General features: G+C 62.2%; 15 protein-coding genes. 7 read left to right on the forward strand and 8 right to left on the reverse strand.

Features of this window, described 5'->3' with window-relative positions; all coding sequences use genetic code 11:
• Positions 1-218: 218 nt before the first annotated feature.
• Positions 219-1,916, forward strand: coding sequence for a long-chain-fatty-acid--CoA ligase FadD1 (gene fadD1 / locus H620_RS0112355; RefSeq protein ID WP_023381705.1), 1,698 nt, complete (start codon positions 219-221; stop codon positions 1,914-1,916).
• 85 nt (positions 1,917-2,001) lie between these two features.
• Here the strand turns inward: fadD1 and H620_RS0112360 are convergent, their stop codons facing one another.
• On the reverse strand, positions 2,002-3,309 hold the full coding sequence (locus H620_RS0112360) for an NAD(P)/FAD-dependent oxidoreductase (RefSeq protein ID WP_023381704.1): 1,308 nt from the start codon (positions 3,307-3,309) through the stop codon (positions 2,002-2,004).
• Positions 3,310-3,341: 32 nt separating this feature from the next.
• Complete coding sequence (locus H620_RS0112365) at positions 3,342-4,706, reverse strand: glutamine synthetase family protein (protein ID WP_027907441.1); 1,365 nt, start codon at positions 4,704-4,706, stop codon at positions 3,342-3,344.
• A gap of 480 nt (positions 4,707-5,186) precedes the next feature.
• Here H620_RS0112365 and hrpA point away from each other — a divergent pair, with 480 nt between their 5' ends.
• Positions 5,187-9,092, forward strand: a complete 3,906-nt coding sequence (hrpA, locus tag H620_RS0112375) for an ATP-dependent RNA helicase HrpA (RefSeq protein WP_023381701.1) — start codon at positions 5,187-5,189, stop codon at positions 9,090-9,092.
• Between the two features lie 198 nt (positions 9,093-9,290).
• Positions 9,291-10,412 carry a beta-ketoacyl-ACP synthase III gene (locus tag H620_RS0112380; protein ID WP_023381700.1) on the forward strand — a complete coding sequence of 374 codons (1,122 nt, stop codon included), beginning with the start codon at positions 9,291-9,293 and terminating at the stop codon, positions 10,410-10,412.
• A gap of 131 nt (positions 10,413-10,543) precedes the next feature.
• Here the strand turns inward: H620_RS0112380 and H620_RS0112385 are convergent, their stop codons facing one another.
• Positions 10,544-11,788, reverse strand: a complete 1,245-nt coding sequence (locus H620_RS0112385; protein ID WP_023381699.1) for a putative porin — start codon at positions 11,786-11,788, stop codon at positions 10,544-10,546.
• Between the two features lie 262 nt (positions 11,789-12,050).
• On the opposite strand from H620_RS0112385, the gene H620_RS0112390 reads away from it, so the two are divergent.
• On the forward strand, positions 12,051-13,178 hold the full coding sequence (locus tag H620_RS0112390) for a GNAT family N-acetyltransferase (RefSeq protein WP_023381698.1): 1,128 nt from the start codon (positions 12,051-12,053) through the stop codon (positions 13,176-13,178).
• Between the two features lie 23 nt (positions 13,179-13,201).
• On the opposite strand, the gene H620_RS0112395 is transcribed toward H620_RS0112390, so the two are convergent.
• From H620_RS0112395 to H620_RS0112410, 4 genes are all read right to left on the reverse strand, one after another.
• Complete coding sequence (locus H620_RS0112395; protein WP_023381697.1) at positions 13,202-15,034, reverse strand: ABC transporter ATP-binding protein; 1,833 nt, start codon at positions 15,032-15,034, stop codon at positions 13,202-13,204.
• 63 nt (positions 15,035-15,097) lie between these two features.
• Positions 15,098-15,655 carry a peptidylprolyl isomerase gene (locus H620_RS0112400; RefSeq protein ID WP_023381696.1) on the reverse strand — a complete coding sequence of 186 codons (558 nt, stop codon included), beginning with the start codon at positions 15,653-15,655 and terminating at the stop codon, positions 15,098-15,100.
• Positions 15,649-16,461: an alpha/beta fold hydrolase gene (locus H620_RS0112405; RefSeq protein ID WP_023381695.1), complete on the reverse strand. Its 813-nt coding sequence runs from the start codon at positions 16,459-16,461 to the stop codon at positions 15,649-15,651. Before H620_RS0112405 ends, H620_RS0112400 begins: the two co-directional genes overlap by 7 nt.
• Positions 16,462-16,474: 13 nt before the next feature.
• Positions 16,475-17,398 (reverse strand): LysR family transcriptional regulator, encoded by a 924-nt coding sequence (locus H620_RS0112410; RefSeq protein WP_023381694.1) that lies wholly within the window; start codon positions 17,396-17,398, stop codon positions 16,475-16,477.
• A 48-nt stretch (positions 17,399-17,446) separates the two neighbouring features.
• Here H620_RS0112410 and H620_RS0112415 point away from each other — a divergent pair, with 48 nt between their 5' ends.
• The 3 genes from H620_RS0112415 (at position 17,447) to H620_RS0112425 (ending at position 19,616) form a co-directional block, all read left to right on the forward strand.
• Positions 17,447-17,761 carry a hypothetical protein gene (locus H620_RS0112415; RefSeq protein WP_023381693.1) on the forward strand — a complete coding sequence of 105 codons (315 nt, stop codon included), beginning with the start codon at positions 17,447-17,449 and terminating at the stop codon, positions 17,759-17,761.
• Between the two features lie 110 nt (positions 17,762-17,871).
• Complete coding sequence (locus H620_RS0112420; RefSeq protein ID WP_023381692.1) at positions 17,872-18,471, forward strand: FMN-dependent NADH-azoreductase; 600 nt, start codon at positions 17,872-17,874, stop codon at positions 18,469-18,471.
• Between the two features lie 278 nt (positions 18,472-18,749).
• Entirely contained in the window at positions 18,750-19,616 is an 867-nt protein-coding gene (locus H620_RS0112425) for a carboxylate/amino acid/amine transporter (protein WP_023381691.1), read from the forward strand.
• Positions 19,617-19,672: 56 nt separating this feature from the next.
• Here H620_RS0112425 and H620_RS0112430 read toward each other — a convergent pair whose 3' ends face one another.
• The gene (locus tag H620_RS0112430) at positions 19,673-20,974 is read right to left on the reverse strand and encodes a mechanosensitive ion channel family protein (RefSeq protein ID WP_027907443.1); all 1,302 of its coding nucleotides are present in this window, start codon (positions 20,972-20,974) and stop codon (positions 19,673-19,675) included.
• Between the last annotated feature and the right edge of the window lie 28 nt (positions 20,975-21,002).

A 21,002-nucleotide genomic window follows, 5' to 3' on the forward strand; every position in this document is an offset into this window, starting at 1 on the left:
CGACATTTTGGATAAATACTCTAAAAATGACCTGTATCGTTCATTGAGTCATTTTTGTGACCATTGAGGCCGTTTTGGGCTCTAGGCGACCCTATTCAAAGCTGTTACTCTCGGCGCGCTTCCAGGTGATTCGGTTTGCAATGAACCGTCATCGCATATCAATAATAAACGCATCTACGCGTAAATGAACTTCGCTGTTGCTGAAGGAGTGGGCTTCCATGATCGAAAATTTTTGGAAGGATAAGTACCCAGCCGGGATTACGGCGGAAATCAATCCTGACGAATTCCCCAACATCCAGGCGGTACTGAAGCAATCCTGCCAACGCTTTGCAGATAAACCGGCCTTTAGCAACCTGGGCAAGACCATCACCTATGGCGAGTTGTATGCGCTGTCTGGCGCCTTTGCCGCCTGGCTGCAGCAGCATACCGACTTGAAACCGGGTGATCGCATTGCCGTGCAGTTGCCCAACGTCTTGCAGTATCCGGTCGCGGTATTTGGCGCCATGCGTGCCGGCCTGATCGTGGTCAACACCAACCCGTTGTACACCGCGCGGGAAATGGAACACCAGTTCAACGACTCCGGCGCCAAGGCGCTGGTGTGCCTGGCCAACATGGCCCACCTGGCCGAGAAGGTCGTGCCCAAGACCCAGGTCAAGCACGTCATCGTCACCGAAGTGGCCGACCTGCTGCCGCCGCTCAAGCGCCTGTTGATCAACAGCGTGATCAAGTACGTGAAGAAGATGGTGCCGGCATACAACCTGCCGGGCGCGGTGCGCTTCAACGACACCTTGGCGCTGGGCAAGGGCCAGCCGGTAACCGAAGCCAATCCACAACCTAACGATGTGGCCGTGCTGCAATACACTGGCGGAACCACCGGCGTGGCCAAAGGGGCGATGCTGACTCACCGCAACCTGGTGGCCAATATGCTGCAGTGCCGCGCGCTGATGGGCTCGAATCTGCACGAAGGTTGCGAGATCCTGATCACCCCGCTGCCGCTGTACCACATCTATGCCTTCACCTTCCATTGCATGGCCATGATGCTGATCGGCAACCACAACGTGCTGATCAGCAACCCGCGTGACCTGCCCGCCATGGTCAAGGAACTGGGCAAGTGGAAGTTCAGTGGCTTCGTGGGCCTGAACACGCTGTTCGTGGCCCTGTGCAACAACGAGGCGTTCCGTGCCCTGGACTTCTCGGCGCTGAAGATCACCCTGTCCGGTGGCATGGCCTTGCAATTGAGCGTGGCCGAACGCTGGAAGACCGTTACCGGCTGCGCCATTTGCGAAGGCTACGGCATGACCGAAACCAGCCCGGTGGCGGCGGTCAATCCGGCGGACGCCAACCAGGTCGGCACCATTGGCATCCCGGTGCCGTCGACCCTGTGCAAGGTCATCGACGACAATGGCCAGGAACTGCCGCTGGGCGAAGTGGGCGAGCTGTGCGTCAAGGGCCCGCAAGTGATGAAGGGCTACTGGCAGCGGGAAGATGCCACCGCCGAGATCCTCGACAGCGAGGGCTGGCTGAAGACCGGTGACATCGCGTTGATCCAGCAAGATGGCTACATGCGCATCGTCGACCGCAAGAAGGATATGATCCTGGTCTCGGGCTTCAACGTGTACCCCAACGAACTGGAAGATGTGCTCGCCAGTTTGCCGGGCGTGCTGCAGTGCGCGGCCATCGGCGTGCCGGACGAGAAGTCGGGCGAGGTGATCAAGGTGTTCATCGTGGTCAAGCCAGGCATGACCCTGACCAAGGAGCAGGTGATGGAGCACATGCGTGCCAATGTCACCGGCTATAAGGTGCCGCGCTACATCGAGTTCCGGGATGCGCTGCCGACCACCAACGTGGGCAAGATCCTGCGGCGTGAGCTGCGCGATGAAGAGTTGAAGAAGCAAGGGCTGAAGAAGATCGCCTGAACGACTTCTCTGGCCACTTCGCGGGTAACCCCGCTTCCACAGGTATCGCAAGAGCCCTGTTGAAGCGGGTTTATCCGTGCATGCTTCAGCGCATTTTTTCCAGCATCTGGTAGTACCACATCCCCGCCGCCAACAGCGGATTCCCCAGCAGATCGCCCATTGGCACCCTGATGTGCTTGCACGCTGCGAAGGTGTCGAACTTTTCGAGCGTTCCTGTCAATGCCTCGGCCATGATCTCGCCCATGATGTGGCTGGTGGCGATGCCATGCCCGGAATAACCCTGGCAGTACCACACGTTGTCCGAAAGCTTGCCCAGCTGTGGAATGCGGTTGACCACGATGCCCATGGCGCAACTCCACTGGAACTCGATCGGGATGCCCTTGAGTGCCGGGAAGGTCCGCTCGATGCAAGGGCGCAGCTCGCCCTCGATATCACGCGAATCCTTGCCCGAATAGTTGGCGCCGCCGCCGAACAGCAGGCGCTTGTCAGCCGTCAGACGGTAGTAGTCGAGCACGAATCGGCAGTCGTACACCGCCAGGTCTTGCGGGTTGATCTGCTCGGCCAGCTCGCCCAACGGCGCGGTGGTGACGATGCCGCCCATGGCTGGGAAGATCTTGCCCTTGAGCTGGCGCTTTTCCAGCTTGTGGTAGACATCGCCGGCCAGCATCACCTGGCGGGCCTCGATCCTCCCTTCGGCGGTGACCACCGCCGGACGCGGGCCATGGACGATCTCCAGTACCTCGGAGTTTTCGAAGACCAGAGCACCCAGGCTGTGGGCGGCACGGGCTTCGCCCAGGCACAGGTTGAGCGGATGCAGGTGCAGGTTGCGTCGGTTCTTCAGCGCACCCAGGTACAGCGGGCTTTGCAGGTGTCGGGAGACGGCCTGGCGGTCGAGCAGTTGCACCTGGTCCCCCATGCCACGACGTTGGGCTTCGGCTTCGAACCCGCGCAGTTCTGCCATGTGCGAGGGCTTCATGGCGGCATGCAGGTGGCCACGCTTGAGGTCGCAATCTATTCGATAGCGCTCGACGCGCTGTTCGATGATCTGGTGCCCTCGCCAGCGCAGGTGCCAGATGAAGTCGTCGACCTCGCTGCCGAGGCGTTTGCGCATCTGCGCGCGCATGGCCTCATCACCGGACAGGCTGCCGGTGACCTGGCCGCCGTTGCGCCCACTGGCACCCCAGCCGATGCGATTGGTTTCGACAATGGCAACTTTCAGGCCACGCTCGGCCAGCTCCACGGCGGTGGCCACGCCGGTGAACCCGCCGCCGATGATGGCCACGTCGACCTCCACCGTGCCCTTGAGGGTCGGGTACTGCGTGTGGTCGTTCAACGTGGCGCTGTAATAGGACGGCGCGCGCTGGGCTGGCCCGTTCTTCACTGCTGCGTTCATTGGGTGTTCCTTGTTCTTCAATAGGGTAGGGCTCAGGCCTGGTGCAGGTACCAGCGCCAGTCCTGTTCGCTGACTTCGGCCATGAACTGGCGATACTCGGCGCGTTTGACCTTCAAATAGACCCCCAGGAAAGCCTCGCCCAGCGCTTCGCGAGCCCAGTCAGAGCGTTCCAGACTGTCCAGTGCGGTCAGCCAGTCGGTGGGCAGGAATTCGGTGGCCTGGGCATAACCGTTACCTTCGATCGGCGCACCGGGGTCCAGCTGCTCGCGAATACCACGGTGGGTGGCAGCCAGAATGGCCGCCGCGGCCAGGTAAGGGTTGGCATCTGCGCCGCATATGCGGTGCTCGACATGCCGGCTGTTGGCCGGGCCGCCTGGCACGCGCAGGCTCACGGTGCGGTTGTCCACCCCCCAGGTGGGGGCCAGCGGCGCATAGCTGTTGGCCTGGAAGCGTCGGAACGAGTTGGCATTGGGGCAGAACAGCAACAACGACTCGCGCAAGTGGCGCAGCATGCCGGCCACGGCCTGGCGCAAGAGGGGGGTGCCGGCCTTGTCGTCGCTGGCAAACAGGTTGTTGCCAGCGCTATCGGCCAGGCTCAGGTGCATGTGCATGCCCGTGCCGGCCAGTTCGGCGAATGGCTTGGCCATGAAACAGGCCTGCATACCATGGGCGTGGGCCACACCCTTGACCAGGCGTTTGTAGCGCACAGCCTGGTCCATGGCGGTCAGGGCGTCACCGTGTTCCAGGGTGATTTCCACCTGGCCGGGCGCGTACTCGGAAATCGCGGTACGTGCCGGAATGCCCTGGGCTTTGCAGGCGGCGTACAGGTCGGCCAGGAACGGCTCGATCTGCTCCAGTTCACGCAGGCCGTAGACCTGGGTGGTACGCGGTCTGCCGCCATCGGCATCCAGCGCCGGTTGCGGGCGTCCTTGGGCATCGCGCTTTTGGTCAAGCAGGTAGAACTCCAGCTCGCAGGCCATCACCGGGTAATAGCCGTCGGCCTTCAGCGCATCGAGGGTGCGCAGCAGTACATGACGGGGGTCGGCAACGCTGGCAGGCAAGCCCTCGGTAGGGTGCATGCTGACCTGCACCGCGGCGGTCGGTACGCGGCGCCAGGGCAGGCGCACCAGCGAGCCGTCCAAGGGGTAGGCGCGGCAATCGATGTCGCCGACATCCCACACCAGCCCGGAGTTTTCCACGTCGTCGCCGTTGAGGGTCAGGCCAAGGATGGTGCTGGGCAGTGGGCGACCGCTGGCATAGACGGCCATCAGCTCATCGCGGTGCAGCAGCTTGCCGCGGGGCACGCCATTGGCGTCGAGGATGAACAGTTCGAACAGCTCGATATCGGGGTTTTCAGCCAGGAAGCGGCTGGCCTGCTCTGGGTGTGCAAAGTGCATATTGGTTCGCTCATGGGCGCACAGGACCGCCGCGCATGCGGGCGGTCGAGCTGGGTCAATCGGCCGATAGGGGCCGGTTCGGATCAGTCAAGCGTGAGCGAAGTATCCGGTGGGCGTGCGTGACGGCAGTGCCACAGGGCCCAGAAGGCAAGGATGATGTGGACCAGCGGATTTTCACCGGCACAGCTTCGGGCCTTCGGCAGCGAAGGGCGGGAGGACGGTGGGGCGAGGAGCTGGACGCAAGTCATGCCTTCGATACTCACATGCGGCGTAAGGTTGATTAAAGCAGTGAATGGCAACCTTCACATCTGGCTTCGCTAAACATTCGCAGGCGCGCGGACGCCGCGATAGCCATCGGAGCCTGCTTACCGGCGCTGGGACCGGTGCAGACAGCAAACAACCGTCAAATCTGCGACAATCGCGCATCTCTCGCATGCCGATCATGAAAAAGCAGGCTCACCTGCACGATTAAAAAGCCCCATGACAGACCACGCCATCGACCAATTGCTGAAAAACCTCGACCACGCCATGATCGCCGACCGCCATCGACTGCGGCGGCAGATCCATGAGCTGCGCAAGCGCCCTGACGAAGCCAAGCTGGCGCAATGGGTGGAAAAGGTCCAGGCATCCTGCGCCCAGGTCACCGCACGCCAGCAGAGCGTGCCGCACATCCGCTACGACGACAGCTTGCCGATTGCCGCCAAGCGCGACGAAATCAAGAAAGCCCTGTCCGAAAACCAGGTGCTGGTGATCGCAGGTGAGACCGGCTCGGGCAAAACCACCCAGCTGCCGAAGATTTGCCTGGAGCTTGGCCGTGGCAGCCATGGCCTGATCGCCCATACCCAGCCTCGGCGAATCGCTGCGCGCAGCGTTGCCGCGCGGGTGGCAGAAGAGCTGGGCACGCCGTTGGGCGGGTTGGTGGGTTATCAGGTGCGCTTCGAAGACCAGAGCGACAGCAACACCTTGGTCAAGCTGATGACCGACGGTATCCTGCTCGCTGAAACCCAGCACGACCGCTTCCTCGAACGCTACGACACGATCATCGTCGACGAGGCTCACGAGCGCAGCCTGAACATCGACTTTCTCCTGGGCTACCTCAAGACGCTGCTGCACCGTCGTCCCGACCTGAAACTGATCATCACTTCGGCGACCATCGACCTGGAGCGCTTCTCCAAGCACTTCGACGGCGCGCCGATCATCGAGGTGTCCGGCCGTACCTACCCGGTAGAAACCTGGTACCGCCCGTTGACCAGCGAGCAGGACGAGGAAGGCAACCAGGTCGAGGACGATCTCACGGTCGACCAGGCGATTCTCGCTACCCTGGACGAGCTGGCCCAGCATGAGCGCAGCGAAGGCAAGGGGCCGGGCGATGTGCTGGTGTTCCTGCCTGGTGAGCGCGAGATTCGCGATGCCGCCGACATCCTGCGCAAGGCCCAGCTTCGCCACACCGAGATCCTGCCGCTGTATGCCCGGCTTTCCCCGGCCGAGCAGCAGCGCATTTTCCAGCCCCATACCGGGCGCCGGGTGGTGCTGGCGACCAACGTGGCCGAAACCTCGCTGACGGTGCCGGGTATTCGTTACGTGATCGATACCGGTACTGCACGCATCAGCCGCTACAGCTACCGCGCCAAGGTGCAGCGCTTGCCGATCGAGGCCGTGTCCCAGGCCAGTGCCAACCAGCGCAAAGGCCGCTGCGGCCGCGTCGAGCCGGGTATTTGCGTGCGTCTTTACAGCGAAGAGGATTTCAACGGCCGGCCAGCGTTCACCGACCCGGAAATCCTGCGCACCAACTTGGCGGCCGTCATCCTGCAGATGCTGCACCTGCGCCTGGGCGCCATCGATGCCTTCCCGTTCATCGAACCGCCGGATGGCAAGGCCATCAGTGACGGCTTCAACCTGCTGCAGGAGCTGTCGGCGGTCAACCGCGAGAACCAGCTGACGCCGCTGGGCCGCCAGCTGGCGCGCTTGCCGATCGACCCGCGACTGGGCCGTATGCTGCTCGAAGGCGCGCGCCAGGGCAGCCTGCAGGAAATACTGATCGTCGCCAGTGCATTGTCGGTGCAGGACCCCCGCGAACGCCCACCCGAGCGACAGCAAGCCGCCGACCAGGCCCATGCCCAGTGGAAGGATGTCGACTCCGACTTCGCTGCCCTGGTCAATCTGTGGCGCGGTTTCGAGGAGCAGCGCCAGGCGCTGACCGCCAACCCGCTGCGCAACTGGTGCCGGAAAAACTTCCTGAATTACCTGCGTCTGCGTGAATGGCGCGATGCTCATCGCCAGTTGGCGCTGATCTGCCGCGACCTGCAATTGGCGGTGAACAAGGATCCGTCGGACTATCAGCGGATGCACAAGGCCATTCTCAGCGGATTGCTGAGTCAGATCGGCCACAAGACCGAAGATGGCGACTACCAGGGCGCCCGCCAGCGGCGTTTCTGGGTGCATCCGTCCTCGGGGCTGGGCCGCAAGCGCCCGCAGTGGGTGATGGCCGCCGAACTGGTGGAAACCACCAAGCTGTATGCGCGGATGGTGGCCAAGATCGAGCCCGACTGGATCGAACCGCTGGCCACGCACCTGGTCAAGAAGAACCATTTCGAACCGCATTGGGAGAAGAAGCGCGGGCAGGTGGTGGCCTACGAACAGATCACCCTGTACGGGCTGATCCTGGTGGGCCGCCGTCCGGTGCACTTCGGGCCCATCGACCCGGTGGCTTCGCGTGAGTTGTTCATTCGTGAAGCGCTGGTTGGTGGCGAGATCCAGTCGCGGGCCAAGTGCCTGTCGGCCAACAAGCGCCTGCTCGAAGAACTCGACGAGCTGGAAGCCAAGGCCCGCCGCCGTGACATCCTGGCCGACGAAGAGACCCTCTACGCCTTTTATGAAGCGCGGCTACCGGCAGAGATCCACCAGACCGCAACCTTCGACAGCTGGTACCGCATGGGCAGCCAGAAGGACCCCAACCTGTTGATCATGCGCGAGGAAGACGTGCTGGCCCGTGAAGCCAGCGAGGTCACCGCAGCGCAATACCCCGACAGCTTGCAGGTGGGTGACCTGCGCTTGCCGTTGAGTTACCACTTCGAGCCAGGCCACCCGCGCGATGGCGTGACCGTGCGGGTGCCCGCGCCGTTGCTGCCGAGCCTGCCGGGCGAGCGCCTGGAGTGGCTGGTGCCGGGCTTGCTGGAAGCCAAGTGCGTGGCCTTGGTGCGTAACCTGCCCAAGGCCCTGCGCAAGAATTTCGTGCCGGTACCCGACTTCGTCAAGGCATCGCTTGCCCGCATGACTTTCGGCCAAGGCGCATTGCCCCAGGCGTTGGGCCAGGAGTTGCTGCGCATGACGGGCGCTCGGGTGTCCGATGAGGCCTGGGACGAGTCGGTGCGCCTGGTCGAAGGGCACCTGCGGATGAACATCGAAGTGGTCGATGGCCAAGGCAAGTTCCTCGGCGAAGGGCGTGACCTGGCCGAGCTGACGGCACGTTTCGCTGCCGCCAGCCAGGCAGCGCTGGCCGTACCGCGCAACGACAAAACCGAGCAGCCGGTGCAGGCCAAGGCTTTCAGCGAAGTGGCGCAAACCGCCCAGCAGAAGATCGCGGGGTTGTCGATGACGGTCTACCCGGCGCTGGTCGAAGCGAACGGCACCGTGCGCGAGGCGCGCTTCTCGACCTTGGCCGAGGCTGAGTTCCAGCATCGTCGCGCCCTCCAGCGTCTGTTGCTGCAGCAGTTGGCCGAACCCGCCAAGTACCTACGTGGCAAGTTGCCAGGGCTGACCGAGTTGGGCTTGCTGTACCGCGAACTGGGTCGTATCGAGGCGCTGGTCGAGGACATTCTGTTGGCCAGTCTCGACAGTTGCATCCTTGAAGGGGAAGACCCGCTGCCGCGCGATGGCGCCGCATTGGCCGGCCTGGCCGAACGCAAGCGCGGTAGCTGGGCCGAGCATGCCGAGCGTCTGGCCCGCCAGGCCCTGGAGGTGCTTAAGTTGTGGCACGGCCTGCAAAAGCGCTTCAAGGGCAAGATCGACCTCAGCCAGGCGGTGTCGCTCAACGACATCAAGCAGCAACTGAGCAACCTGGTGTATCCAGGCTTCGTGCGCGAAACACCGGGAGTCTGGTTCAAGGAGTTGCCGCGCTATCTCAAGGCCGTCGAGCTGCGTCTCGAGAAGCTGGGCGCCCAGGTGCAGAAGGACAGGGTCTGGAGCGGCGAGCTGGGCAACCTGTGGGCACAGTACAAGGCGCGTGCCGACAAGCATGCCCAGGAGGGCAAGCGTGACGAGCAACTGACGCTGTACCGCTGGTGGCTGGAAGAGTATCGCGTATCGTTGTTCGCCCAGCAGTTGGGCACCAAGGTGCCAATTTCCGACAAGCGATTAAGCAAACAGTGGAGTCAGGTAGAGGGCTAAACTTCCCTGTTTGTGGCACACTTGGGTGAATTTTTGGGCCGTTTAGCGGCCTATCGCGGGCAACCCGCTCCTGAAGGAGCGGGGTTTGGCCGCGACGAGTGTGTAACCCTTTGTCTTTAAGTTGGCACTAAAGTGCCATTATCTGTCATGTTTCCAGCCAGCGCCCCGTGGCGATGGCCTTTGACCAGAGGAACGACCGTGCATAACGTCGTGATCAGCGGCACCGGCCTGTATACCCCGGCCCAGAGCATTTCCAACGAAGAACTGGTGGCGTCGTTCAACACCTGGGCGCAGCAGTTCAACCACGATAACGCAGCGGCCATCGAGCGTGGCGAGGTCGAGGCAGCACCGCTTTCCGATGCAGCTTTCATCGAAAAGGCTTCGGGCATCAAGAGCCGCTTCGTCATGGACAAGGCCGGCATTCTCGACCCTTTGCGCATGAAGCCGCGGCTGCCGGAGCGTAGCAATGACGAGCCGTCGATCCTCTGCGAAATGGCCGTGGCCGCAGCCCGACAGGCCCTGAAGCGCGCCGGTCGTACGGCGGCGGATGTCGACGGGGTGATCGTCGCCTGCTCCAACCTGCAACGCCCGTACCCGGCAATCGCCATCGAGGTGCAGAAGGCATTGGAGATTCAGGGTTTTGCCTTCGACATGAACGTGGCGTGCTCCTCGGCCACCTTCGGCATCCAGACCGCCGCCAACAGTGTGCAACTGGGCCAGGCCCGGGCGGTGCTGATGGTCAACCCGGAAGTCTGCACCGGTCACCTGAACTTCCGTGACCGCGATAGCCATTTCATCTTCGGTGATGCCGCCACTGCGGTGCTGATCGAACGTGCCGACCAGGCTACCTCCAGCCACCAGTTCGAGATTGTCAGCAGCAAGCTGTGGACCGAGTTCTCCAACAACATCCGCAACAACTTCGGCTTCCTCAACCGCGCGGCGGAAGAAGGCGAGGGCGCTGCGGACAAATTGTTCATCCAGGAAGGCCGCAAGGTGTTCCGCGAGGTGTGCCCGAAAGTGGCCGAACTGGTTGGTGCTCACCTTCAAGAAAATGGCCTTCAGCCGAGCGATGTGAATCGCTTCTGGCTGCACCAGGCCAACCTGAGCATGAACCACTTGATCGTCAAGAAGCTGTTGGGACGTGAGGTCGCTGAAGAAGAGGCACCGGTGATTCTGGACCGCTATGCCAACACCAGTTCGGCAGGCTCGGTGATTGCCTTCCACCTGTATCAGGATGATCTGGCCCCAGGTTCGCTGGGCGTGCTGAGCTCGTTCGGCGCGGGGTATTCGATTGGTAGCGTGATTCTGCGCAAGCGTTGAGTCTTGGGCTGACGGAACCGGTCTCTTCGCAGGTCAACCCGCGAAGAGACCGGTGCATTTCTACCCGGCATGAAAAAGGCGAGAAATGCTGGATGGGGTCAGCATTTCTCGCCTGGACGTAGAGCGAACCCTTAGAACTTGGCTTCCAGGTCGACCTGCAGGGTGTCGACGTCAGCATTGCTGTTCGGCAACTGCGACAGGTCGGTCTTGGCCATCAGGTAGGTAGCGCCCAGCGAGAAGTTCTTGTCGATCTCGTAACCGACCTTGAACTTGTGGCCACGCGAGCCGGTGTAGCCGTTGCCGAAGTCGGAATCAGTGAACAGGCTGACCACGGCGTTGCGCTGCACATCGCGGTAGTTGTAGTCCAGGCTCCAGGCTCCGAGCTTGGTCTTCAGACCGGCCAGCCAGGCCTGGTCTTCGCCGTCGGTGCTCTCGGTGTTCTTCACGTACTGGCCGTAAGCCGACAGCGGGATGGCGAAGCCGGTAAAGTCGATCTGGCCGAAGCCTTCGACCAGGTTGAACTCGTTGGTGGTGTTGCCGAACGACTGGAGGATGGCGGCTTCCTTGTCGTTGTCATAGCCGTAGATGCTCGCACCCACGGTGACTTTTAGGGCATCGACCGGCGCGAACTTGGTCCCCAACTGGCCGTGGTAGACCTGGGCGTCGTGCTTGTATTGCACGCCGTCACCATCGACGTTGTCCTTGAGGGTGTACTGACCGGCGCTGGCGAACACTTCGGCGCCGCCCAGGTCGGTTTTGTAGGTGGCGGCGAAGCCTTCCGGGTTGATGTCGCTGTCCCAGATGATGTCGCCCATGCTCACCCAAGGCTGCTGCATCTTGCCGCCGATCAGGTGCAGGTTCGGCACGCCGGTAGGGTGCCAGTCCAGGTAAGCCTGGTCGACCCACAGCGACTTCTTGTCGAAGTAGTTGTCGAAGCTCTGATTGGTCGAGCGACGGTCGGCGCTGCTGCCAGTGGCGATACGCACGCCTGCGTCGACTTGCGGGTTGATCTCGCTGTAGAAGCCAACGCGGGCACGGACGCGCTGACGATCCTGGTTGCCGCTGCTGCTGTTCGGATCGTCGACGTTGACGTCTTCGTAGCGCAGGCGTACATCACCTTTGATCTGGGTCTTGGCGGCCCATGCCACTTTCTGTTCGAAAGAACTCAGGCGGTCGGACTGAGCTTTCTGGTCGGCCTTTTCCTTGGTTTCCTTTGCCAGGTCGCCCTGCAGTTCGTTGTACTGCGCCTGATTGATCGAGCCATTGGCGCGGAGCATCTCGAGCAGCTTGGCGTCGACAGCAGCACTGGCCGGAGTACTCAGAGCCAGCATCATGCCGGTGAGGCTCACTCCGGTAAGTGTAGAAACAAGACGCATAAGGTTCTCCCTACTGAAAAAAATGGGGGAGGCTCTGCGCCCGCCCCTATGTTGGCATGTCTTCGGAAAGGGCCTGAATAGACAGGTTCTGAGGTTCCGGAAAACAGGCGCAAGTATTGCGGGGGCGAATGACAGATTAATGTCTAATTAGTGGCACTGTGGTTAAGTAATTGAGAATGAAAGGATAAGCGGGGGCCTGCACCATTTGAGCGACAGTGCGTCTTTCCGAGATACTGGCCCCCTCAAACCGAGAGTCGATACCGTGACCAGCCTCTACAGCCTTGCCCATTTGCGTGACTTGCCAGCGGCCACCTGGGATGCGTTGGTGCCTGCAGGCCAGCCCTTTCTACGCCATGCATTCTTGAGTTCGATGGAAGACAGCGGCAGCGTCGCACCCAGCACCGGCTGGGCTGCCGAGCACCTGGTGCTGGAGCGTGATGGAAAGGTGCGGGCGCTGCTGCCGGCCTACCGCAAATGGCATTCGTTCGGTGAGTACGTGTTCGACCATGGTTGGGCGGATGCCTGTGAGCGAGCCGGGATCGCCTATTACCCCAAACTGCTCGGTGCCGTGCCGTTCAGCCCGGTCAGTGGCCCGCGCCTGCTCGCCAGCGCGCCCGACGATGGCCTGGTGTTGCTTCAGGCGTTGCCGGAGTACCTGGGCAAGGGCGGCTTGTCCGGGGCGCATATCAACTTTACCGAGCCCGCGCTGGATGAGCAGATCGCCGGCTTGCCGGGCTGGATGGAGCGGTTGGGTTGCCAGTTCCACTGGCGCAACCGGGGTTATCGGGACTTTCAGGACTTTCTCGATACCTTGAGTTCACGCAAGCGCAAGCAGATGCGCAAGGAGCGTGAGCAGGTGGCCGGGCAGGGCATTGATTTTCAGTGGTATCGGGGCGATGAACTGGACGAGGCGCGATGGGACTTCGTCTATCGCTGCTACGCCAATACCTACGCAGTGCGTCGGCGTGCGCCCTACCTGACGAGGGAATTCTTCAGCCTGTTGGCGGAACGTATGCCGGCGTCGGTGCAGGTCGTCATGGCTCGTCAGGGCGGGCGTGACGTGGCCATGGCGCTGAGCCTGGTCGGTGGTGACAGCCTGTTCGGTCGCTACTGGGGTTGCCTGGATGAATTCGACCGGCTGCATTTCGAGACCTGTTTCTACCAGGGCATGGACTTTGCCATGGCCCAGGGACTCCAGCGATTCGATGCTGGCGCGCAGGGGGAGCACAAGTTGATCCGAGGCTTTGAGCCTGTGTTGACGCGGTCGTGGCACTACCTGCTGCATCCGGGCCTGCGCCGCGCGGTAGAGGACTTCCTCGGGCAGGAACGGCTAGGGGTGAGGGCCTATGCCGAGGAAGCACGGGGCATGTTGCCGTATCGGCGGGATTGATCGCATCAGCTCTGTGGGCGCGGTCAGTCGACGCCGACGAATCCTCCGGTCTGGTGATGCCACAAGCGCGCGTACAGGCCCTGCTGTTCCAGCAGCTCGCTGTGGCTGCCACTTTCGACGATACGCCCCTTGTCCAGCACGACCAGCCGGTCCATTCGCGCGATGGTCGATAACCGGTGGGCAATGGCGATCACGGTCTTGCCTTGCATCAAGGTTTCCAGGCTTTCCTGGATCGCCGCCTCGACCTCCGAGTCCAGCGCCGAGGTGGCTTCGTCCATGATCAGAATAGGAGCGTTCTTCAGTAGCACGCGGGCGATGGCGATCCGCTGACGCTGACCGCCTGAGAGCTTGACCCCGCGCTCGCCGACATGGGCGTCGAAGCCGGTGCGACCCTGGGCGTCCGAGAGCTGCGGTATGAACTCGTCGGCGCGGGCGCGGCGCACGGCTTCGTGCAACGCCAGCTCGCTGGCATCGGGGCGGCCATACAGCAGGTTGTCGCGGATCGATCGGTGCAACAGCGAGGTGTCCTGGGTAATCATGCCGATCTGCGCCCGCAGGCTGGCCTGGCTCACTTCGGCGATATCCTGGCCATCGATGAGAATGCGCCCGCCCTGCACGTCGTAAAGGCGCAGCAACAGGTTGACCAAGGTGGATTTGCCAGCGCCGGAGGGGCCGATCAGGCCGATCTTTTCTCCTGGGCGAATGTCCAGGTTCAGCCCATCGATCACGTTGCGGCCCTTGCCATAATGGAAGTCGACGTCATCGAAGCGTACGGCGCCGCGGCTGACCTTCAGCGCGGGCGCATTGGGCTTGTCGGTGACGGTCACGGGCTGGGCGATGGTCTGCAGGCCGTCCTGGACCATGCCGATGTTCTCGAAAATGCCGTTGACCACCCACATGATCCAGCCTGACATGTTGACGATGCGAATCACCAGGCCCGTGGCCAGGGCGATGGCGCCGACAGTGATCAGCGACTGGCTCCACAGCCACAGTGCCAGGCCGGTGGTGGTGACCACCAGCAGGCCATTGAGGCTGGTGATGACGACGTCCATGCTGGTGATGACGCGGGAGGCCAGCTGGGTTTTCTCGGTCTGTTCGCGGATGGCGTCGCGGGCGTACTGCTGCTCGAAGTCGGTGTGGGCGAACAGCTTCAGGGTGGCGATGTTGGTGTAGCCATCGACGATTCTGCCCATCAGCTTGGAGCGGGCGTCGGAGGAAATTACCGAGCGTTCCTTGACCCGTGGCACGAAGTAACAGAGCGCGGCGATGTAGCAGGCGATCCAGGCCAGCAGTGGCAGCATGAGGCGCCAGTCGGCCTCGGCGAACAGCACCAGCGAGCTGATGGCGTAGATCAGCACATGCCATAGGGCATCCACCGCCTGCACGGCTGAATCGCGAAGGGAGTTGCCGGTCTGCATGATGCGCTGGGCGATGCGCCCGGCGAAGTCGCTCTGGAAGAAGTTCAGACTCTGCTTGAGCACATAGGTATGGTTTTGCCAACGGATCAGGCTGGTCATGCCGGGGTTGATGGTCTGGTGCACCAGCAGATCGTGCAGGCCGAAGAACAGCGGCCGCAGCACCAGGATCACCACCAGCATCCAGATCAGTTCGCCACTGTGCTCGCTGAAGAAGTTAGCATTGGCAGTGCCCTGGGCCAGGTCGATGATGCGGCTCAGGTAGCTGAACATCGCCACTTCGATGACCGAGGCGACCAGGCCGACCACCAGTAGGGCGAGGAAACTCGGCCATACCTGGCGCAGGTAGTACAGGTAGAACGGCCAGACCTGGCTGGGAGGCGCCTCGCTCGGCGCCTCGCGGAAGATATCGATCAGTTGCTCGAAACGGCGATACAGCATGGGTGACGGCACTCCTGTTCCATCCGACCCTCAGGCGGTTTCACGTCCCTGTGAAGCCTGGGGTCAGTCGATGCGTTTGGCGGACTTGATGTACACCGGGTCGGCCGGGACATCGCGCATGCCCTTCTTGATGGTGGTCGGCGAGTTGACGATCTGGTCGACCACCTCCATGCCCTTGGTGACCTTGCCGAACACGGCGTAGCCGCGGTCACGGCCAGGGTTGAGGAAATCGTTGTCGGCCACGTTGATGAAGAACTGGCTGGTGGCCGAGTTCGGGTCCGAGGTGCGGGCCATGGCCAGGGTGCCACGGGTGTTCTGCAGGCCATTGCCGGCTTCGTTGGTGATCGGCGCGCGGGTGCTCTTTTGCACCATCTGGTCAGTGAAGCCGCCGCCTTGGGCCATGAAGCCTGGGATCACACGGTGGAAGATGGTGTTGTTGTAGAAGCCGCTGTCGACGTATTCGAGGAAGTTCTTGGTACTGATCGGCGCCTTCTCGGCATTGAGCTCGATTTCGACCGGGCCGAAGCTGGTGTCGAGCAACACGTGAGGGGTCTTGTCGGAAGCCATGACGCTTGTGGCGAACGCGACCGAGCAGGCGGTGAGCAGGAGTTTTTTCAGCATGGGCTCAAAGATCCTTGAGAGGTTGAGGCGGCTGCAAGGAAGTGCAGCAGGGTCTGGTTGAAGACCTCGGGTTGATCGAGGGGTGTAGCGTGCCGGGAATCGTCGATGACTACCAGCTTTGCCTGGGGCATCAGGGCGACGTAGCGCTCTTTGAGTTGTATCGGGGTGTAATCCTGGTCGGCGGCGATCACCAGGGTAGGACAGCGGATCTGCCCGATGCGTTCCTGTACACCCCAGTCGACGATGGCGTCGAAGCTCTTGAGGTAGGCGCGTTTGTCGTTGCGAGCCCAGCGTTGGGCCATGGTTTGACGCAGCTCGGCTTGCTGGGGTTTGGGGAACAGCCGCTCGGCCAGGCCCTTGCCGACCGTTTCGACACTCAGGATGCGCGCCAGGCCCCAGCGCTTGAGCCACCAGATCCAGTCGCTGCGGGTACGGCGCTTGACTTCGGGGGCACTGTTGACGATGCACAGGCTGCGCAGCCATTGCGGATGATCGACAGCGAACTGGAAGCCGACCATGCCGCCCATGGACAGGCCGACGAAATGCACCGGCCCGGTCTGAAGGTGTTCGAGCAGGGCCAGCAGGTCGGCGCTGAAGGTGGCGATCTGGTAGCCGTCGCGGGGTTTGTCGGAGCGCCCGTGGCCCCGGATGTCCATGACAATCACGCGATAATGAAGGCTCAGCACGGGTACCTGCAGTTCCCAGTCCTGGCTGCTAGACCCCAGTCCGTGCAGCAACACCAGGGGGGCGCCCTGGCCATATTCCTCGTAATGCAGTGAGCATCCCTGGTGTTCGAAATAGGCCATGGGCGCGGTCCTCTCAGGCTTGTGGGGGGGCTGCGAAGGGCACGTCCAGTGGCGCGGTATCGAAGTTGCGCAGCAATTCGATGAGGATCTGCGTAGCCGGGCCCAGGGTCTTCTCTTTGCTCGAATAAAGGTAGAACAGTGGATGGCGGCTGCCACCCTGATCCAGTGGCAACGGCTTGAGCACGCCCTCACGCAGCTCCCGTTCGATCATGTGCCGTGGTAGCCAGGCGAAGCCCAGGCCGCTGCTGACGAAGGTCGCGGCGGTGCCCAGGCTGCCGACGGTCCAGCGCTGCTCGGCGCCCAGCCAGCCGACATCGCGCGGCTGGGCGCGCCCGGAGTCGCGGATCACCACCTGCAACTGGCTTTCCAGGTCCTGGAAGGTGATTTCCCGTCCCAGACGATGCAGGCTGTGCTCGGGGTGGGCGACTGCGATGAACTCCACCGCGCTGAGCTCGCTGCCCAGGTAACCACCGATGCTGTAGCTGCTGATGGCGAGGTCGGCAATGCCTTCATGCATGACTTCCTCGACACCGGACAGCACTTCCTCGCGCAGGCGCACCCGGCAACCGCGGCTCTGCGGCATGAAGGCGGCCAGGGCACGCACCAGACGAGCGCTGGGGTAGGCGGCATCGACCACCACGCGCACCTCGGCCTCCCAGCCTTGTTCCATGTGGTGCGCCAGGTCTTCGAGCTGGCTGGCCTGCTTCACCAGGTGGCGGGAACGGCGCAGCAGCACATTGCCCGCTTCGGTCAACACCGCCTTGCGTCCATCAATGCGCAGCAGGGGCACGCCCAATTGTTCCTGCATGCGTGCCACGGTATAGCTCACCGACGACTGCGAGCGGTGCAGGGCCTCGGCAGCCTGGGCGAACCCGCCGTGATCGACCACTGCCTGCAGGGTTCGCCACTGATCCAGGGTCACGCGCGGCGCTTTCATCTTTGGCTCCTGTTGTCCTAAGCTGCGCTCTTTCAAGGAGAGCGCCCCATGAAGAAATGTTGTGCGGCTTTACTGATGTGCCTGCCCCTCGGGGCCATGGCTTATCCCATCGACGTGGAGAAGGAACTGACGGGGGTCAAACTCGACTACACCGCCTACGACACGGCCTATGACATCGGTGCCATTACCCTGAACAACTATGGGCAGGTACCGGCGGCGTGCAAGGTGATGTTTCGCAATGGCCCGGAAGCGCCACGGGTGCGCCGGGTGAACGTTCCGGCAGGTAAAAGCGTGGATGTCACCGCCAAGTTCAACCGGGAGATCATCAAACTGCGCATCACCTTGGACTGCAACGCTCAATAAAACTGATTGTTCGATAGATTGCACCCACTTTTTACGCTTTTTTATCGATAGGTCAAGCCTTAATCTTCCCTCCATCGAATCGCAACCCTTTTTGCCGATGGAGGCACCCCATGTCCCGCGTACTGATCATCGAAAGCAGCGCCCGCCAGCAGGATTCCGTTTCCCGTCAACTGACCCGCGACTTCATTCAGCAATGGCAGGCTGCGCACCCCGCCGATGAGATCACCGTACGCGACCTGGCCGTGACCCCGGTGCCGCACCTGGATGCCAACCTGTTGGGTGGCTGGATGAAGCCCGAGGAGCAACGCAGCGCCGCTGAACTGGAAGCTCTGGCCCGTTCCAACGAACTGACCGATGAGTTGCTGGCCGCTGACGTGCTGGTGATGGCCGCGCCGATGTACAACTTCACCATCCCCAGCACCCTCAAGGCCTGGTTGGACCATGTGCTGCGCGCCGGTATCACCTTCAAATACACCCCGACCGGCCCGCAAGGCCTGCTGGCTGGCAAGCGCGCCATCGTCCTGACTGCCCGTGGCGGCATCCATGCCGGTGCCCTCAGCGACCATCAGGAACCCTACCTGCGCCAGGTGATGGCCTTCATCGGCATCCATGACGTGACCTTCATCCATGCCGAAGGCCTGAACATGAGCGGTGACTTCCACGAGAAGGGCATCAACCAGGCCAAGGCCAAGCTGGCCTCGGTGGCCTGAGTCGTAGCGCATTCCCAACCCTGACACCTTTGTTGCTCCTTTAGGTGTACCTGCCCGGCCTCGATGGCCGGGTTTTTTTTGCGCCCGTCATGACATTATCGTCGTTCGTCAGATCGAGCCCCCTCAGTTTCGGATCGTAGGCGTGAGCCTTACTCGCGATAGGCCGATTGACGCGCCCCCCTCAAGACCTGGGCCAGGCACCTTCCTCACATTCCTCATGGTTGAACTCACCGGCTGCAACCCGCTAAGGTCGCCGCCTTGATCCACGAGAGGCAACCATGGGCTACCTGATAATCGTCGCGCTGATCCAGGCGTTTTCCTTCAGCTTGATCGGCGAGTACCTGGCCGGACACGTCGACAGCTACTTTGCCGTGCTGGCAAGGGTCGTGCTGGCGGGGCTGGTGTTCCTGCCGCTGACCCGCTGGCGCCAGGTCGAGCCGCGCTTCATCCGCTCGATGCTGCTGATCGGCGCGCTGCAGTATGGCATCACCTACGTCTGCCTGTACCTGAGCTTTCGCGTGCTCACCGTCCCAGAAGTGCTGCTGTTCACCATCCTCACACCCCTGCATGTGACATTGATTGAAGATGCCCTGAACCGCCGCTTCAACCCCTGGGCGCTGTTTGCTGCCCTGGTCGCGGTGGCCGGTGCCGCAGTGATCCGCTTCGACACCATCAGCGGCGAGTTCTTCATCGGCTTCCTGCTGCTGCAATTGGCCAACTTCACCTATGCCACCGGCCAGGTGCTGTACCGTCACCTGGTTGCTCGACACCCTAGCGACCTGCCGCATTACAAGCGTTTCGGCTATTTCTACCTGGGCGCGCTGATCGTGGTGCTGCCCGCGTTCCTCTTGTTCGGAAATGCCCAGCACCTGCCTAGCACCGACGTGCAGTGGTTGGTGTTGCTGTTCCTCGGCCTGTGTCCGACCGCCTTGGGCCTGTACTGGTGGAACAAGGGCGCGTGCCTGGTTTCCGGGGCGACGCTGGCGGTGATGAACAACCTGCATGTGCCGGTGGGGCTGCTGCTCAACTTGCTGATCTGGAACCAGCACGAGCCGCTGGGAAGGCTGTTCATCGGCGGCGCGATCATCCTGGCCTCGGTATGGATGACTCGCCTGGGCGGGCTCCGCAAGGCGGTTCATCCCTGAAGAGGCGGTGAACGGGTGGGGGCGGCTTGGGTTTGCCCAAAGCCGCCCCCACGGTTTCAGGCGTCGCTCATTTCCCTCAGGCCGTGCACTGCCGGCGCCAGGTGGCTCCGAGCCGCCAGCCCCACCCGCATGTCAGTGCCACTGGGCTGCTGATAAAGGCTCAGGCCGAACTCCGGCAGCACGGCCAGGAGGTAGTCGAAGATGTCCCCCTGGATCCGCTCGTACTCGGCCCACACCGTAGTGGTGGTGAAGCAGTAGATCTCCAGCGGCACGCCTTCGGCAGTGGTCTGCATCTGACGGACCATGCAGGTCATGCCCTGGTGCACGTTGGGGTGATTCTTCAGGTAGGCCAGGGCAAAGGCGCGGAAGGTACCGATATTGGTCAGCTTGCGTCGATTGGCCGACAGCTCAGCCACCGGCCCCAAAGCCTCGTTCCAGGTTTGCAGTTCCTGGCGTTTTCCAGCCAGGTAGTCACCGAGCAGGCGTACCTGGGTCAGGCGCTGTTCTTCCTCGCGTGTCAGAAAGCGCACGCCGGCGGCGTCGATGAACAGGCTGCGCTTGATGCGCCGTCCACCGGATTGCTGCATACCCCGGTAGTTGCGAAACGATTCGCTCATCAGGCGCCAGGTGGGAATCGAGACGATCGTCTTGTCGAAGTTCTGCACCTTGACCGTATGCAAGGTAATGTCCACCACGTCACCATCAGCGCCGACCTGGGGCATTTCGATCCAGTCGCCCACGTGCAGCATGTCGTTGCTGGTCAGTTGCACGCTGGCGACGAACGACAGCAGGGTGTCCTTGTACACCAGCAGCAGAACCGCCGACATGGCGCCCAGGCCGGAAAGCAACAACAGTGGCGAGCGGTCGATCAGGGTGGCGACGATGATGATCACGGAGAAGATCCATAGCATCATCTTGGCCAGTTGCACGTAGCCTTTGATCGAGCGGGTGCGAGCGTGTTCGGTGCGGGCATAGATGTCCAGCAGCGCATCGAGCAGGCACGACAGCGCCAAGGTCATGAACAGCAGGGTGAAGGCCAGGGCGACGTTGCCGAGGAAGTGCTGGGCGGTGTCGGACAGTTCCGGTACCAGTTTCAGGCCGAACTGGATCACCAGCGAGGGGGTGGTCTGGGCCAGGCGCTGGAACACCTTGTTGTGGCGCAGGTCATCGAACCATCTGAGGGCACTCTGGCGCGCCAGCAGGCGTGTGGCGTGCAGCACGAAGAAGCGGGCCAGGCGACCAACCACCAGGGAAGCGATCAGCAACACCACCAGGCCGAGGGCGGCGTGGAGCATGGGGTGTTGATCGAGGGTGCCCCACAGATCGAGGGTATCGCGCCAGATTTGTTGAATATCCATAAGCGTACAAGCAGGTCTTTATTGCAAA

The organism is Pseudomonas taiwanensis DSM 21245 (assembly GCF_000425785.1).
Classification (GTDB): Bacteria; Pseudomonadota; Gammaproteobacteria; order Pseudomonadales; family Pseudomonadaceae; genus Aquipseudomonas; species Aquipseudomonas taiwanensis.